Here is a 14,936-nt window from a genome sequence, read left to right as displayed (position 1 = left end):
GCACAAACGAGGTTCCCATGAGCACTACCGCAACGGCACAAATCCGCGTACTCATCGCCAAGCCCGGCCTCGACGGCCACGACCGGGGCGCCAAGGTCGTCGCACGGGCTCTGCGGGACGGTGGTTGCGAAGTCATCTACACGGGGATTCGCCAGACGCCTGAGATGATCGCCGAAGCGGCACTCCAGGAAGATGTGGATGTGGTGGGCCTGAGCATCCTATCGGGCGCCCACCTGGAGCTTTTCCCGCGAGTCGTGGATGAGTTGAAGAAGCGCGGGGTAGACGACGTGCTCCTGTTCTGCGGCGGAATCATCCCGGAAGAGGACACGGCAGCATTGACCAGTCTCGGTTTCAAGGCGGTGTTCCGGCCGGGTACGAATACCCAGGACATCGTGAAATTCGTCTACGAGAACGTGAAGAAGTAACCAGTGGATGACCTCGTCGAGCGGTTCTTGAAGAAGGACCGCCGGGCTCTCGCGCGCATCATCAGCCGGGTCGAGAACGAGACACCGGAAGGCAGGGAGTACCTACGCCTGCTTTTCCCCCACTCGGGGAAGACACACATCATCGGGATCACCGGTGGGGCCGGTTCGGGGAAGAGCACCCTGACCGGCGCGCTCGCCGCCGCCTACCGAAAGCGTGAAAAGACCGTCGGGATTGTTGCGGTCGATCCGTCCAGTCCCTTCACGAAAGGGGCGATTCTCGGCGACCGTATCCGCATGCAGGACCTGGCACTGGATCCGGGCGTCTACGTCCGCAGCATGGCGGGACGCGGGGCACTTGGGGGCCTGGCGCCGACCATCGCCGACGTGGTCGCAGTGATGGACGCATTTGGATTCGATGTCGTGATGATCGAGACGATCGGCGCGGGACAGGACGAAGTCGAAATTGCCGGGACGGCAATGACCACGATCCTCGTGAACAACCCGGGCACAGGAGACGACATCCAGGCGCTTAAGGCCGGGATAATCGAGATCGCCGACATCCTCGTGGTGAACAAGGCGGACCACCCCGGCGCCGACATCCTCGTGAGCCAGCTGCAGGCCTTACTCGCCCTCTCTCCGGCCGGTTCGCGACGCCCCCCGATCCTGAAGACAACGGCCACCAAGGGCGATGGGCTGGATGAGCTCCTCGATGCGGTCGCCGAGCACTACGCTTACCTCCAGTCGTCGGGACTGCTGTCGAAGCACCGGGAAGAAGATGCCAGGCACCAGGTGCTCTCGATTGCGCGCCAGATCTTGCTGGAGCGGATCCGGCAGGCGACCCCGGAGGAAGCCCTGCAGGCACTTGTCGAACGGATCGCCGCGCGCGAGTTGGACCCTCACACCGCGGCGGAAGAGCTCGCGGGCAACGTGCTGGCTTAGCGCTGGATGGTACGATTCAGCGTGTGACAACCCAACGCATCCGCGTCTGGTTTCGGAAGAGCGAACGACTCCGCTACATCTCTCATCTGGATGTGCTGCGCGCGTGGGAACGCGCCTTGCGCCGGGCCGAGCTCCCCCTGGCCTATTCCCAGGGCTTCACGCCCCATCCGAAGCTCGCCTTCGGTTCGCCCTTGCCGATGGGATTCTCTTCGGAAGGCGAGGTGATGGACGTTACCCTCGACGACCGCATCGAAGTCCCGGAGTTCGTCCGGCGGCTGGGAGAGCAGACGACGGAAGACCTGGCTGTTGTGCGGGCTGAGGAGATTGCGCCAACGGCGCCGGCACCGCAGGCATCGATGCTCTGGGCGGACTACCGGCTCTCGCTTCCTGTGCCGCCAGAGGAGGCGGCGGCGCGGGTGAAGCAATTCACGGCGCTTGCCTCGCTCGCGTGGCGCGAAGAACGGGGAGAGCGCGTGCGGGAGTACGACCTGCGGGCCGCCTGCAGCTGGCTACGCTCGAAGGCAACCGAAGGCGGCACGGAGTTCGAGATGCGCCTGCGAGCGGACCAGGACCTGACAGCACGGCCAGAGGCCCTGGTCACCGCGCTTTTCCCGGAGCTGACGCCGCCGCTGATAACGCGGGTTGGCATCGTCCTCGACGAACCGTCGCCGGCACGAGACCTTTGGCGGCGGGTGGGACAGTACCAGTGACCGGGTACCGCATTCGCCCGGCGTCCGAAAGTGACGGACCGGCCCTCTATGAGCTCTGGCAAGGCCTGAGGCAACATAACGCGACGGTCGACCGGCGAGTCATCCCCGCCCCAGTGGCTGAATCCGAATTCATCGTGGACTTCCGGGAGGTCCTGGCGCGGCCACGATCGGCGGCATTCGTGGCCGCAGTCGACACGTCTTTGGCGGGGTTCATCGCCGGGACCATCGAACGCAACCTCCCGGACCGATTGCCGGCGGAACATGCGACGGTCGGATACCTGTGGGTGGAGGAGCGCTTCAGGCGCCAGGGGATCGCTCGTGCCCTGTTCGCGGAGGTGACTGGCTGGGCCCGGACCCAGAACGGCGTCTCGCACTTCGAGATGGCCGTACTGAGCGCGGATGACGCTGCCGCCGGATTCTGGCGCTCCATCGGATTTTCGCCTTTCATCGAGCGCCTGTGGGCCCCACTCGGCGGCGCGGAGGAAGACGCGTGACCCTGTACCTCGTGCGCCACGGCGAGACGGCATTCAACCGGGACGGCCAGGGCCTGGGCCGCAAGGACGTCCCGCTGACGGAGCGTGGGTTAGCGCAGGCGGAGGCCGTGGCCGGGCGGTTCGCCACGGTAAAGGTCACGCGGGTTCTCTCGAGCCCACTGACACGCGCGCTCACGTTGGCCGGACTGGTCGCTGCGAGACATCAACTCCAGCCCGAGGTCATGGAATCGCTGACGGAACTCGACATCGGCGAGACTGACGGAATGAGTTTCGCAGAGATGCGGGGACGCTTTCCCGATTTCCTGAAGACGTGGGCGAGCGACGACGGCTGGCAGGCGCGAATGCCCGGCGGCGAGAGCATCGAGGACCTCGGGAGGCGAGTCGAACCGTTGGCGCAGGAACTGCTCAGGGGTTCCGTGGGGGATGTGGTCGTCGTGAGCCACAACTTCACCCTTCGCGTGCTTATCTGCGAGATGCTTGGGCTTTCGCCGGCTCGCTTTCGCTCGTTCGAGATGGGACTGGCGGCCGTCACTTCTCTCTGGGTGCGCGACGGCCGGGCTGGTGTGCACAGCGTAAATGACTCGTGCCACCTCTCGAACTTGAACCTTGCATAAGGGAGACGTAGCTTTCCCCAAAGCGAATGGGAGCGCTCACTACCACCCGCACGCGCCTGTTGATCGTCCTGTGTTTCGCTGTCGCGGGATACGGTCTCTATACGGCTGCGACCGGGTGGTACCGCAACAGCCAGCTCGAGAGTGATCGCACGGCGGCGGAACAGCGCGTGCGCGCACTCGAAGAGGAGAAGGCGTACCTCGAAGCGGTACGCGCGTACGTGGCCTCGGATGCGTACGTGGAACAGCAGGCGCGGCGTCAGCTTGGATACGCCCGCGATGGGGAGACCGTCTTTGTCGTCAGCAGCCCCCCGGTCGAGCAAGGGAGGGAGCAGAGCGGCTCCTGGTGGCAGCGGCTCTTCCCAAGGTAGGGCCGTCACCGAGTCCGTCTTGAAGCGCGTCCACGCGTTGAGCCAACGGGAGCGGATGTTTCGGCGCGTTGGGAAGGTGTTGGTCGCCGTTTCGGGAGGCGCGGACTCGATGGCGTGCCTGGTCATCCTGCGGGAGCTCGGGAGAAGCAGCGGATTCACGGTTGAGGCATGCCATTTCGACCACAAGCTTCGGGCGAATTCGGGGGACGACCTCGATGCCGTCCGCACGATGTGTGCCGGCCTGGGTGTCGAGTGCATCACCGGTGAGGGCGATGTGGCAGCCGTGGCAGCGCAGATGCGGCGCGGCATGGAAGACGCGGCGCGCGAGATGCGCTACCAATTCCTCGCTTTCGTTGCGGAGAAACAGGGAGCGGACTGCATCGCGACGGGGCACACTGCCAACGACCAGGCAGAGACCATCCTGATGCACATTATCCGCGGAAGCGGTGTGCGCGGCATTCGGGGGATGCTGCCCGTGTCTGAAGTTCCCGGTTCTGAGGCACAACGGCTCATCCGGCCGCTCCTGGAATGCTCGCGGGGCGAAACGGAAGCGATCTGCGCGGAACACGGAATTACACCGCTCATCGACCCCTCGAACGAAGACGAACGCTTCACGCGGAACCAGGTGCGGAAGCAGTTGTTGCCGGTGCTGGAGCGGTTCAACCCATCCGCGACCGAAGCACTGATAGGCCTCGGAGAGAGCGCGCGCGAGGCATTCGCGCCCATCGAGCGCCGGTCGTTCGAGGTCCAGCCGATTGAGCGGGGACCGATCGGCGCGCTGTTCGCACTCGCGGCGTTCGATGGCGTACCGGCTGAAGCACTGGGACTCATCATCGAGCGAGAGGCCACGTTCCACCATCTCAGCCCGGAGACGAATCGAACGCGAGTGAGGAACCTGCAAGAGGTGCTGGCGAGCGGCTCGGGTTCGGTGCTCTTCGGAGACACCGAAGTCGAGGCTTCTTGCGGCTTCGTCCGTCTTGGGCCGCCGCTTGAGACGGTTGCACCGTTCGCGCCCGCTGTGCTGGATGTCCCGGGCGTTACACGCGCCGGGCCAGGTCAGGCCCTGGTGCGTACCGACGCCATCGAGGCAACACCGAGCGCGCCCGTGGCAGCCATCGACTCCAAAGTCTGTTCGGGGACGCTGCGCATCCGGCCAGCCGAAGCGGGCGACCGTATCACCTGGCACGGCCTAGAGCGCAAGGTTTCCGACCTGCTGATCAACGAGAAGGTGCCGGTGTGGGAACGTGCCGGGATGGTTGCCATCTCGGATGCGCTCGGCGTGGTGGCTCTCTTCGCAGCGAAGCGCATCTTCGTCCGGGACGGTGGCGAGCCAGACCTCTGGATCCGCCTGAGCGCGGTCCCGCGGTAAAAGGCGACGAGGTCGGACCCGGTTGCCCAGCCAGAACGTCCGTGGAACGCGGCGCGATGCGACGTGTTCTGATAGTGGCGCCCGGTCACTCCCTGCGGAGGCGCCGGAAGAATGTGGCCAGGCGGCTATGGAGCCCTGGTTCCGCCACGAGCAGGCCGCGGACGTAGGGATCCGCCTGGTTGAACGGCATCGCTTCGCCGAAGATATCGGATGCGCGGAGTCCGGCCGCCCGACAAAGCGCGATCCCCGCGGCGACATCCCACTCGGCGCGGCCGTGACCGCTGAGGGCGGCGTTTCCCTGGCCGCTCGCAAGAAGCGCGAGCCGGTATGCGACGCTGCCGACGCCGCGCGTTTCCGTCCCCTCGGGGAGGGGCGGGAGTTCGTCGTGTAGTTGTTCGCCGCGCCCCACCAGCACCTCGATGGAGTGGCCGGTGGATTCCGTCGGCACTCTTTCGGGGGCGGAGAGGCACTCGGCGGCGAAAAGCTCGCCCGTGGCGGGGTTGTGGACGACACCGAGCACCGGAAGGCCGCCGATGGCAAGGCCGATCGAGATGGCGTACTCGTCGATGCCCTGGAGGTACTCCCTGGTCCCATCGATCGGGTCCACGATCCAGACGCGGTCACGGCCGAGTCGTTCGGAGGTGTCGCGGTGTTCTTCGCTCAACCAACCGTCGGACGGGAATGCTCCGGTGAGAGCGGCGTGCAGCATTTCGGCGGCGCGGATGTCCGCTTCGGAGACGAGCTCCCAGCCATCTTTGCGCCCGTAACGGACACCGTCACGCCGAAGCCGGGCGACTTCTACCCCCGCCTCGAGGGCAGCATCGACCGCGACCTTCAGTTCCTGTTCGAGCACCGAGGCTATTGTCGTCCAGGCGGGGGTACCGCGCAGTTCAGGCGAAGGCCGCGAAGAGTTCGTCCATGGCCTTCACCTGGCCGCCGCTGGTGGAGGAAGGGACAAGGATGGGGGTCTTTACGCCGGCAGCGAACCAGGCTTCGAGACCTTCCAGTACATGCTTCCGGGTGCCGAAGAGCGTCGAATCGGCGAGCCAGCGATCGGTCATAAGGCCGGGGAGGGCGTCACGGTCGCGCCGTTCGAGCGCGGATTCGATCGCCTCCATCTCCTCTACATAACCGGCTTCCTTCCAATAGTTCCGGTAATTCGGAAGCATTAGATAGCTCGTGAGCGTCCTCTTGCTGACGTTCGCCGCTGCCGCCGGGTCGTTGTCGTCGATGCAGGTGGGGATCATGTCGCCGATGAAGAAGTCGCCTTCACGCTTCGTGGCCGGAATGTGGGAGAGCGAATCGGCCATATGAGAGCGAGAACCGTTGGCCCAGACCGCCCCTTCGGCGATTTCGGTAGAGAGTTCGACCATCCTCGTACGGAGGGTGGCCAGGACGATGGGCGGTAGAGGCCCTGTTTGCTGGGCGGCCGCGCGCATCGCGGCCACGTAGTTGCGCGTGTCCGTCAGTGGTTTGCCCGCCTTCACGCCCATGCGAACAAGTGCCGGTTCATGGCTCACACCGATCCCCAGGTAGAAGCGGCCATCGCTGATCTCGTGGATGTAGGCAGCGGATTGGGCGAGGTCGAACGGCACGCGGTAGTAGATCGGCATGATCGATGTGCCGAACTTGATGGTCCGGGTCGCGTGGGCCATGGAGAGGCAGAGGCCCATGCCGTCGCCGAAGCTGGCGCAATAGATCCCCTGGAAGCCTTTTTCTTCGAGTTTCTGGGCGATTTCGACGGTCCACTTGCGCCGTCCGGGCGCGGCGGCGAGGGAAACAGCAGGCATCTGCATGGTGGGTGCTCCGAAAAGAGGGAAGTAGTGGCGGACTATACGGGGTGGGATGCTTACGGCCTGTTGCGCCACCGATCGGATAGCGCTGGCTCCGGCCCTCTCAACGCTTGAAGCGAAGCATGCGCCCGCTCCCGACGCCGGTGTGCCTCCCGTTTTCGCAAGCGACCTCGCCGTTCACGATGACCATCGAGATCCCCGCCGGTTCCTGCTTGGGCTGCTCGTAGGTTGCGAGGTCCTTGACGGCCCCCGGATCGAAGAGGACGAGATCGGCGTAATAGCCCTCACGGACGAGGCCGCGGTCGACAAGGCCGAAGCGGAGGCAGGAGGCGTGCGTCATCCGGCGGACAGCGTCTTCAAGCGTGAGGACGTTGCGTTCGCGGACATAGCGAGCAAGAACCCTTGGCATAGTGCCAAAGAGGCGCGGGTGCGGGTTGCCCTTGAGTTCAGGGATGCCGTCGGAGCCGATGAGCATCTTCGGGTGGCGCAGATTCGTCTCGATGTCCGCTTCGTCGATGATGAAGTGAATGCAGATTACCTGGCGGCCGCGGGGGCTGGTGACGATTTCGCGGACAGTCTCGTCGATCGTCCATTCCTGTTCGGTGGCGATATCGGGGACCATCCTGCCCTCGAAGTCGCGGTGGTCCGGGCAACTGGCGATCATGACACCTTCGGCCCATTCCGTGTCGATACTGTCGAGGTTTACGTATTGCCACATTGGACCGCTGCCGGCGGTGTAGGGGTACACGTCGAGTGTGACGTCCATGCCGGCGGCGTTGGCAGCATCGATCTTCGCCAGCGAGTCCGTCACCCGGCCCCAGTTCCGGCGGCCCGCGGACTTGTGGTGCGAGATGTGGAGGGGGATGGCGGCCTCGCGGGCAATGTGGAGTGCTTCGTCGACTGCCTCGAGGAGCTTGTCGCCCTCGTTGCGCATGTGGGTCGCATAGATGCCGGTGTAGGGGCGGCACTCTTTTGCGAGGGCGACCACTTCGTCGGTCGTGCTGTAGCGGCCGGGTTCGTAGATCAAGCCGGTGGAGAAGCCGACGGCGCCCTGTTCCATCGCCGTCGCGATGTGCCCGCACATCTCAGCGACTTCGGCCGCCGTGGCAGGCCTTTTCTCCAGTCCGACGACGTGGGCACGCACGCGGTTGTGGCCGACCAGCATCGCGTTGTTGATGGCCGGCTTCTGCGCGAGGCAGGCTTCGAAGTAGCCTTCGAGGTCGCGCCACATGGTGCCTGGCCCGGAGATATCGCCCGGCATGTACTCACGGCCCGGCTCGTTGGGAATGGTGCTGAAGCCGCAGTTACCACTGATGTCGGTGGTGACGCCCTGTGCGAGCTTGAAAGCCATGTCCGGGTGAAGCAGGAAGGCCCCATCATCGTGGGAATGGGTATCGACGAAGCCGGGCGAGAGGACCTGGCCCTTTGCATCGACCTCTCGGGCGCCCGCGCCGGCGGTGCCGACTGCGGTGATCCGATCGCCTGAAATCGAGACGTCGGCGGGAAAGGCGGCGGCCCCGGAGCCGTCGATGATGCGGGCGTTGCGGATGACGAGGTCAGCGGGCATGGCGGGATTCTACGTCGGCGGAGCCAGTATTGGACGCTATCGTTGACGAAAGGTGCGCTCATGCCACGAATTGAGCCTCGTCCTGTACGCTCGATCGATGCCGAACCGCCTTGCCAACGAGACCAGCCCCTACCTGCTCCAGCATGCCGGAAACCCGGTGGACTGGTACCCGTGGGGCGACGAAGCGTTCGAAAAGGCCCGCTCCGAAGACAAGCCAATCCTGCTCTCGGTCGGGTACAGCTCATGCCACTGGTGCCACGTGATGGCCCATGAATCGTTCGAGGACCGGACCACCGCGGCACTCATGAACGACTACTTCGTCAACATCAAGGTGGACCGAGAGGAACGACCTGACGTCGACAGCGTGTACATGACGGCGGTCCAGGCGCTCACCGGGTCCGGCGGCTGGCCGATGACGGTGTTCATGGACGCCGAAGGCAGGCCGTTCTACGCGGGCACCTACTTTCCGCCCGATGACGGACACGGCCGGCCCGGCTTCGGGCGATTGCTGAGCTTCCTCCACGAGAAGTGGATGTCGGCCCGCGAGGAGGTATTGAGTTCGGCGGAAACGATTTCCCACCACTTGAAGCTGGCGGCTGAGCGCGTGCCGGGGCCGGGCGAGGCGCCGTCGCATCAGACGGCGAGCCGCGCGGTCGAGCTCTTTGGAGAAGCGTTCGACATGGAATGGGGCGGCTTTGGGGCTGCGCCCAAGTTCCCGAGCCCGTCGAACCTCGCTTTCCTGCTCTCGGTGCACGCTCGCGAGAAGGAAAGCGAGGTCGGCCAGTCCGCCCTGGACATGGTGGTACACACCCTCCGCGCAATGGCAACGGGAGGGATGTACGACCAGCTGGGCGGTGGGTTTTCGCGGTACAGCGTCGACGGCGAATGGATGGTCCCGCACTTCGAGAAGATGCTCTACGACAACGCCCAGCTCGCCCGCGTCTATCTCAATGCGTACCAGGTGACGAAGGATGAGGGCTTTGCCCGCATCGTGAGAGAGACGCTCGACTTTCTCCTGGAGGAGATGCGGGACGATGAGGGCGGGTTCTACGCGGCACTCGATGCGGACAGCGAAGGAATTGAGGGCAAGTACTACGTCTGGACCGCCGAAGAGATCCGCGAGGTGGCGGGCGACGACGCGCAACTGGTACTGGCATGGTACGGCGTAACCCGGGATGGCAACTTCCGCGACCCCCACAACCCCGAGCTCGTCGGGCGCAACGTGCTAAGTGCCCGGGCGAACCTCGAAGACCTCGTGATGCGCTTCTCCGTGCCGCCGGAGACGGTGCTCGAACGCGTGGAGGCAGCAGCCGAGGCGATGCTCGCCGTGCGGGCGAAGCGGGTTCCGCCCGCACTCGACGACAAAGTGCTCACCAGCTGGAACGGGCTGGCGATGGCCGCGTTCGCCGAGGCCGGGCGGGTCCTCGGGGAAGTCCGCTACCAGGTCGCGGCAGCGGAACTGGCGGCCTTCATTCGCTCGTCCGCATGGCGGGAGGGTCGCCTGTCGCATACGTGGAAGGCTGGCCAGGCCAAAGTCGAAGGCATGCTCGATGACTACTGCTTCGTAGGCCTGGGACTGGTCGAGCTGTTCAAGCTCACCGGGGACATGGCACTCCTGGAGTGGGCGAGGGAACTCTGGGAAGCCGTCCTCAGCCGCTTCCGGGACGTCGAAGGAGGGGGATTTTTCGAAACGCCGGCTGACAGCGAGCCCCTTCTGCTCCGGCAGAAAGCATTCTTCGATGCAGCGACTCCATCCGGAAATGGAGCTGCCGCGTTGTTGGGGCTCTGGTTGGGCCGCTACTACGGAAGAAACGACTGGGAGCTGCAGGCGGAGGAAGTCGCGGGGCAGGTCGCCGACCACCTGTTACGAGCCGTCGCCGGGTTCGGAACGATCCTCCAGGTGATCGAGTTCCTGGCTACACCGGGCCGGGAACTCGTTATCGTCGGGCCACCCGAGCGGCGAGTTGCATTCGAGGATGCCGCGGCTACCCGGTTCCTCCCGTGGACGGCCATCGCGCCGACGGCCGACGCGGATGGCCTGCCGATGTTCGAGGGCCGCGAGCCGAGCGGGGACGCAGCCCTCGCCTACGTTTGCGAGAACATGATGTGCCTCATGCCGGCACGCACACCCGAGGAACTCGTGGCGTTACTTGGGTAGCGGTCAGGCGCGGGCGTAATCGGTTGCACCGTACCAGTCGATCGTGACGACGGGTTCATCGCCGATGACCCAGGCGTCGTGGCCGCTCGGGAGCGAGGTGATGTCGCCGGGTCCCGCGACGATTTCGGTGCCATCGTCCATCCGAATGCCGAGCTGGCCGCTGACGTGGTACTGGAAGTGGGGGGCTTCGCAGCTGGAAGTCCCGGCAAGGGGCTTCACATCGTTGGACCAACGCCAACCTGGTTCGAAGGACAGCCGGCCGATGGCCGCGCCGCCAACCTGAAGGATTTCAGCGCGCCCGTTAGGAAACTCGCGGGTTTCTTCGGGCTTCGCGAAGGTCTTGTGCTCAGTTGCCTGCAATGTGATGGTCATGTCACTTCTTCCTGCGTGAGGGTCATTCCTGTGGAATGCCGACGTGTGTCTACCAACTAGTAGATAGCCTGTCAAGATGAACGATCCAGTTTTGGTAGGATTGCGAGCATGAAGCTGGAAAAGGGTGCAACGGCAAAGGTGATCCTCGATGCCGCGGAGGCGCTAACGCAGACGAGGGGATTCAACGGGTTTAGCTACGCCGACATCTCGGAGGCCGTAGGGCTTACCAAAGCGAGCCTGCACTATCACTTCCGGACGAAAGCGGAACTTGGCCGGCAACTCATCGTGCGGTACAGCGACACTTTCGAAGTGGCCCTGGCGGAGATCGGTGTTCGCGCGCCAGACGCGCCGGAGAGGCTGGAGCGCTACGTCAGCCTGTACACCGGCGTCATCGCGGGAGAGCGCCTCTGTCTGTGCGGCATGCTGGCCGCGGAAGTCACGACCCTGCCCCCGGCGATGGGGGACGAGATCCGGCGGTTCTTCGACCTGAACGAAGCCTGGCTGACGAATGTGCTTGAGCAGGGGCGTGAAGCCGGCTCGTTGCGATACGAGGGAAGCGCCCTCGGGGCTGCGAGGCTGCTCCTGGGTACGCTCGAGGGCGCGATGCTCGTTGCCCGTTCGTATGGGGATCCAGGCCGTTTCGAAGAGTCAGCGCACCAGTTGCTGGCGCAGTTCACGAAGGCGTGAAGTGCCTCCGGGATTCGAGCGGCGGACGAGTTCCGGGTCCTCATCGCTTACGACAAGCCTGGTGGCGGCGGATACCTCCATCAGGGCAGGCCACCGAGCCGATCCCAGCTATAGCGACCAGCCTGGCGCCACTGGCACTCCAGGGCTTCGCGGGTTCAGGCGAAGACGGCGTCCAGCGGCGTGATCCGGATGTGCTCAGGAGCCAACCCAAGTGGATACGCTCCGACTTCGCGGTCCTCGACCAGCAGGGGGCCGGCTTTTTCGCCGTCGTATGCGATCGTTGCCGGCACCGAGGAGAGAAGCTGGTCGCGCAGGGCCGCGGCGTTCGCCGAGATCATGACGATTTGGAGGTTGTCCGGGGAGATGTGCGCCCGGATGACTTCATTCACGCGCTCGGCCGTGAGTTTCGCCAGTTCTTCGCGGATGTAGCCGGTGTACTCGGGGATCCCGTACCAGTCGCTATCGAGGGCATAGCCGAGTTGTTGGTCCTGGGTCTTTGTGAGGACAAAGACGTTCTTCGCCAGGTATTCGCGGGTGGCTTCGAATTCCTCCGTGGGAATGCCGATTTCCACCATTTTTCGCAATTCGAAGAGGGCGAGCTTGAGCCCGAAGACCGCCTGCTCGGGGCGGAGCGGCCGGAGCCAGAGTTCGAATAGCTGGGCCCTTCGCCCGAGGTTCGGGTCGGGGAAGAACTGGTACATGCCTCGGGGGAATGCCTCGATGTAGGCATAGTCGCCATAGTTCATCCCGCGCACTTCCCGGATGCGGTTGTAGAGGCGGCCGTTGGATGCCCGGTGCTCACCGAGCCAGGCGCGGGCGAGCCACAGCGCGACGAAGTCGGGGTGGCCGCGACGAATGGCGATGGGGTGACCGATCGAGACCCCGACCGAGCGCGTGTCCTTCTCGATGACCTCCACGCGGAGCCCGTGCGGCTGGTTGCCGGTGACGGGGTAAGCGAGGCGAGGCTTGCCTTCGGGCAGTGCACCGAGGGCCTGTTTGAGCGCGTCTCCCGCGGCGGGCGCAATGTCCCCGGTGATGCCGAGAACCAGGTTGGCCCGGGTGTAGTGGCGGGAGACAAACTGACGCACGTCGTCCAGTGTGATCGCGGTAAGCCCGGAAATGGAGCCGAGTGTGGTGTGACCGTACGGCGTCCCGGCGAATAGGAGTTCCTGGAGCCGCTCTTTCCCCAGCTCCTCTTCGTTGTTCGACCTCAAGTCCTGCGTCAGCTCGTTGAGGTGCTGCGCCTTCAAACGCGAGAAATCTTCCTCGCGGAATCCGGGCGAGAGGAGCTGCGGCAGGGCGATTTCGAGGAACCGGTCGAGCGTGTCGCGATGGGCGACGCCCGTGAACGTGGTCATGTCGCGGTCGACTTGCGCCGAAAAGGATGCGGCGAGGGGAAAGAGCGCGCGGGTGATCTCATCGAACGGCAACTCCGAACTCCCGGCCTCGGTGATCATCGACGCGGCGAGCGCGGCGAGGCCGTGTTTTGCTGCAGGGTCGTCGGACGAACCTGTGGTGAAGAGGAGCTTAAAGCGGACGAGCGGCGATGGCGTTGGGAGCGCGATGGTCTTGATCGCGGTAGCCGAGTGAACGGGCGCGGTCAGTTCCGGGACGACTGTCATGGCCTGTGGCAGCGGGTCATGCGAGAGCGTCGCGACGACCACGTTCGCAGGCTGGAGGTACTTCCGCGCCACGGCGAGGAGGTCGTCCGGGGTGCAGGCATCGTAGGTCTCGAAGAGGTCGTTTAACGTGTCATAACGGCGTTCGAAACGGACGTAGCGGGCGAGCGTCGAGGCGATGGACTCCGAGTTGTCCAGCGTCCGTACGAAGGAGTAGCGGGCATGTGACTTCGCGTCATCGAGACGCTTTGCCGGAATGGGCCGGAAAACCGCCTGGGCGAGCGTTTGGGCGATCGCATCGCGGACGTAGACGGTGTCCTCGGGGCGCTTGACGCGGGCCATGATCGTAGCCAGCCCCGGGTCCTGCGACGCGGGCAGGTACGGGAACAGCTGGTCCACGACCTGTTCGCGTTCCACGAGGCGACGATAGAGGTCGGATGTTTCCCCGAAGAGAAGGTCAAAGACGAAATCGAGTGCGACGTACTCCTTCTCCGTCGCGGAAAAGGCTGGCCCGTGGAAACCGATGGTGACCCATGGCAGGGTCGGCGAGTCCCATCGGTGGTGGACGACAACGGGGGCAGATTGAGCCGGTTCGGGCGGAACGGGGACGGGCGTCCCACTGCCAGGGCGCCAGCTTGACCAGTGCTTCTCGACCATCGCGGTGGCGGCCTCGGGGTCAATGTCGCCGGCGATGATGACGGTGGCGTATTCGGGGCGGTACCAGCGTTCGAAGAACGTGCGCGAGTACTCGAACTGGTTGGGCATGTCTTCGATGTCGGCGATGAAGCCCATGGTGGTGTGCTTGTAGGTGTGGGTGGTGTAGGCGTGCTGGCGCTGGACTTCGAAGAGCTTGGTCAGCGGGTCGGCGGCGCTCTTGTTGTACTCGCCGAGGATGGCGCGCGCTTCGGTCTTGAAGTCGGACTCGGTGTAGCGCAGGTTCATGAAGCGGTCGGCTTCGAGCTCGAGGATGCGGTCCAGGTCTTCCTTCGCGAACGTGATGTGGTAGTTGGTGTAGTCGTCGGTGGTGTAGGCGTTCTGGCGGGCGCCAGCACGAGTGATGACTTCCTGGTAGGCCTCGGCCGGGAAACGCTCGGTGCCACGGAACATCATGTGTTCAAAGAAGTGGGCGAAGCCGGACTTGCCGGACTCGACCTCGTTCCGGGAGCCGGTCTGTACGGGGATCTGGAGCGAGACGAGGTTGGGGAAGCCAGTGTTCAGCGCGATGATGCGGAGGCCGTTGGGGAGGGTTGTTTCGAGGGCGGGGAACGGGAGTACGGGCGGCATGGAGGTTATCGTAACCGCCCGGGAGTTCTTACGAATCAGTTACTCGGGCCGGGGCGCCGCACGACCTTCTGCCTCGCGTTGGACCTGATACTTCGAGGACAAGTTGGCGCTGTGGCGCTCGCTGCAGCGCCGGAACGCATCCGCGCCGACCGCGGGGTCGACGCCTTCGGGGGTAAACCTCATGAACACCAGGTTCCCTTCGAGCTGGGGGTGCCCGGGCCGGACCGCCTGCAAGCCTTCGGCCTCGATGCAGTCCGCCGCCCGGTTCAGTGCTTGAATCATCTCGTCTCTGGAAACGTGGCCGTCGGCCAGGGCCGCCAATTGCTCGTCGGATGGGCGTTCCGGCCCGTACACCGGCTCGCCAAACGCCTGACCCTGTGTGGTGGCGTCAGCGCCGAATGCTGAGTATGCCGCGGCTGCGACGGCCCCGATCGTCGCAGCGAGGAGCAGGACGGCAGGGACGAACAGCCAGGGCGGGGCGATATTCATACCGCTTCTATATTACCCCCAAGTCCCCGAAGCATTTGTCTGGTGGAG

Annotated in this window: 15 protein-coding genes; 9 read left to right on the top strand and 6 right to left on the bottom strand. The window is 64.7% G+C overall.

All coding sequences use genetic code 11. The annotated features are described in order from the left end of the window. Window positions 1-17 precede the first annotated feature (17 nt). Genes IPG14_RS05230 through tilS form a run of 7 tightly spaced genes read left to right on the top strand, consistent with a single transcriptional unit; the run spans window position 18 to window position 4,919 of the window. Window positions 18-425 (top strand): cobalamin B12-binding domain-containing protein, encoded by a 408-nt coding sequence (locus IPG14_RS05230; RefSeq protein WP_343384423.1) that lies wholly within the window; start codon window positions 18-20, stop codon window positions 423-425. A gap of 3 nt (window positions 426-428) precedes the next feature. Further along, window positions 429-1,364, top strand: a complete 936-nt coding sequence (meaB, locus tag IPG14_RS05225) for a methylmalonyl Co-A mutase-associated GTPase MeaB (RefSeq protein WP_343391110.1) — start codon at window positions 429-431, stop codon at window positions 1,362-1,364. A gap of 23 nt (window positions 1,365-1,387) precedes the next feature. Continuing rightward, the gene (locus IPG14_RS05220; RefSeq protein ID WP_343391109.1) at window positions 1,388-2,074 is read left to right on the top strand and encodes a TIGR03936 family radical SAM-associated protein; all 687 of its coding nucleotides are present in this window, start codon (window positions 1,388-1,390) and stop codon (window positions 2,072-2,074) included. Then, on the top strand, window positions 2,071-2,568 hold the full coding sequence (locus IPG14_RS05215; RefSeq protein WP_343391108.1) for a GNAT family N-acetyltransferase: 498 nt from the start codon (window positions 2,071-2,073) through the stop codon (window positions 2,566-2,568). Before IPG14_RS05220 ends, IPG14_RS05215 begins: the two co-directional genes overlap by 4 nt. Next, window positions 2,565-3,182, top strand: coding sequence for a histidine phosphatase family protein (locus tag IPG14_RS05210; protein WP_343384427.1), 618 nt, complete (start codon window positions 2,565-2,567; stop codon window positions 3,180-3,182). The genes IPG14_RS05215 and IPG14_RS05210 overlap by 4 nt, the downstream gene beginning before the upstream one ends. A gap of 26 nt (window positions 3,183-3,208) precedes the next feature. Then, window positions 3,209-3,550 (top strand): septum formation initiator family protein, encoded by a 342-nt coding sequence (locus IPG14_RS05205; RefSeq protein ID WP_343384428.1) that lies wholly within the window; start codon window positions 3,209-3,211, stop codon window positions 3,548-3,550. Next, the gene (tilS, locus tag IPG14_RS05200; protein WP_343391107.1) at window positions 3,459-4,919 is read left to right on the top strand and encodes a tRNA lysidine(34) synthetase TilS; all 1,461 of its coding nucleotides are present in this window, start codon (window positions 3,459-3,461) and stop codon (window positions 4,917-4,919) included. Before IPG14_RS05205 ends, tilS begins: the two co-directional genes overlap by 92 nt. An 85-nt stretch (window positions 4,920-5,004) precedes the next feature. Here tilS and IPG14_RS05195 read toward each other — a convergent pair whose 3' ends face one another. The 3 genes from IPG14_RS05195 to IPG14_RS05185 form a co-directional block, all read right to left on the bottom strand. After that, the gene (locus IPG14_RS05195; protein WP_343384430.1) at window positions 5,005-5,772 is read right to left on the bottom strand and encodes a 3'(2'),5'-bisphosphate nucleotidase CysQ; all 768 of its coding nucleotides are present in this window, start codon (window positions 5,770-5,772) and stop codon (window positions 5,005-5,007) included. Window positions 5,773-5,809: 37 nt separating this feature from the next. Beyond that, on the bottom strand, window positions 5,810-6,715 hold the full coding sequence (locus IPG14_RS05190) for an LLM class flavin-dependent oxidoreductase (RefSeq protein WP_343389558.1): 906 nt from the start codon (window positions 6,713-6,715) through the stop codon (window positions 5,810-5,812). Window positions 6,716-6,815: 100 nt separating this feature from the next. Continuing rightward, window positions 6,816-8,279, bottom strand: coding sequence for a D-aminoacylase (locus tag IPG14_RS05185; RefSeq protein ID WP_343391106.1), 1,464 nt, complete (start codon window positions 8,277-8,279; stop codon window positions 6,816-6,818). 97 nt (window positions 8,280-8,376) lie between these two features. On the opposite strand from IPG14_RS05185, the gene IPG14_RS05180 reads away from it, so the two are divergent. Next, window positions 8,377-10,437 carry a thioredoxin domain-containing protein gene (locus IPG14_RS05180; RefSeq protein WP_343391105.1) on the top strand — a complete coding sequence of 687 codons (2,061 nt, stop codon included), beginning with the start codon at window positions 8,377-8,379 and terminating at the stop codon, window positions 10,435-10,437. A gap of 3 nt (window positions 10,438-10,440) precedes the next feature. On the opposite strand, the gene IPG14_RS05175 is transcribed toward IPG14_RS05180, so the two are convergent. Next, on the bottom strand, window positions 10,441-10,809 hold the full coding sequence (locus IPG14_RS05175) for a cupin domain-containing protein (RefSeq protein ID WP_343384434.1): 369 nt from the start codon (window positions 10,807-10,809) through the stop codon (window positions 10,441-10,443). 108 nt (window positions 10,810-10,917) lie between these two features. Between IPG14_RS05175 and IPG14_RS05170 the strand changes: the two genes are divergently transcribed. Beyond that, window positions 10,918-11,496, top strand: a complete 579-nt coding sequence (locus IPG14_RS05170) for a TetR/AcrR family transcriptional regulator (protein WP_343384435.1) — start codon at window positions 10,918-10,920, stop codon at window positions 11,494-11,496. Window positions 11,497-11,651: 155 nt separating this feature from the next. Here the strand turns inward: IPG14_RS05170 and IPG14_RS05165 are convergent, their stop codons facing one another. Together IPG14_RS05165 and IPG14_RS05160 are read right to left on the bottom strand one after the other, a co-directional pair. Then, window positions 11,652-14,399 carry a pitrilysin family protein gene (locus IPG14_RS05165; protein WP_343391104.1) on the bottom strand — a complete coding sequence of 916 codons (2,748 nt, stop codon included), beginning with the start codon at window positions 14,397-14,399 and terminating at the stop codon, window positions 11,652-11,654. Window positions 14,400-14,438: 39 nt separating this feature from the next. Next, a complete protein-coding gene (locus tag IPG14_RS05160; RefSeq protein WP_343391103.1) occupies window positions 14,439-14,888 on the bottom strand; it encodes a hypothetical protein in 450 nt (149 codons plus the stop codon). Between the last annotated feature and the right edge of the window lie 48 nt (window positions 14,889-14,936).

It is taken from the genome of Candidatus Amarobacter glycogenicus, assembly GCF_016704105.1.
Taxonomy (GTDB): Bacteria; Chloroflexota; Dehalococcoidia; order Tepidiformales; family Tepidiformaceae; genus Amarobacter; species Amarobacter glycogenicus.
Note: the sequence above shows the minus strand (reverse complement) of the source record. Positions and strands in the feature narration are given on the sequence as shown.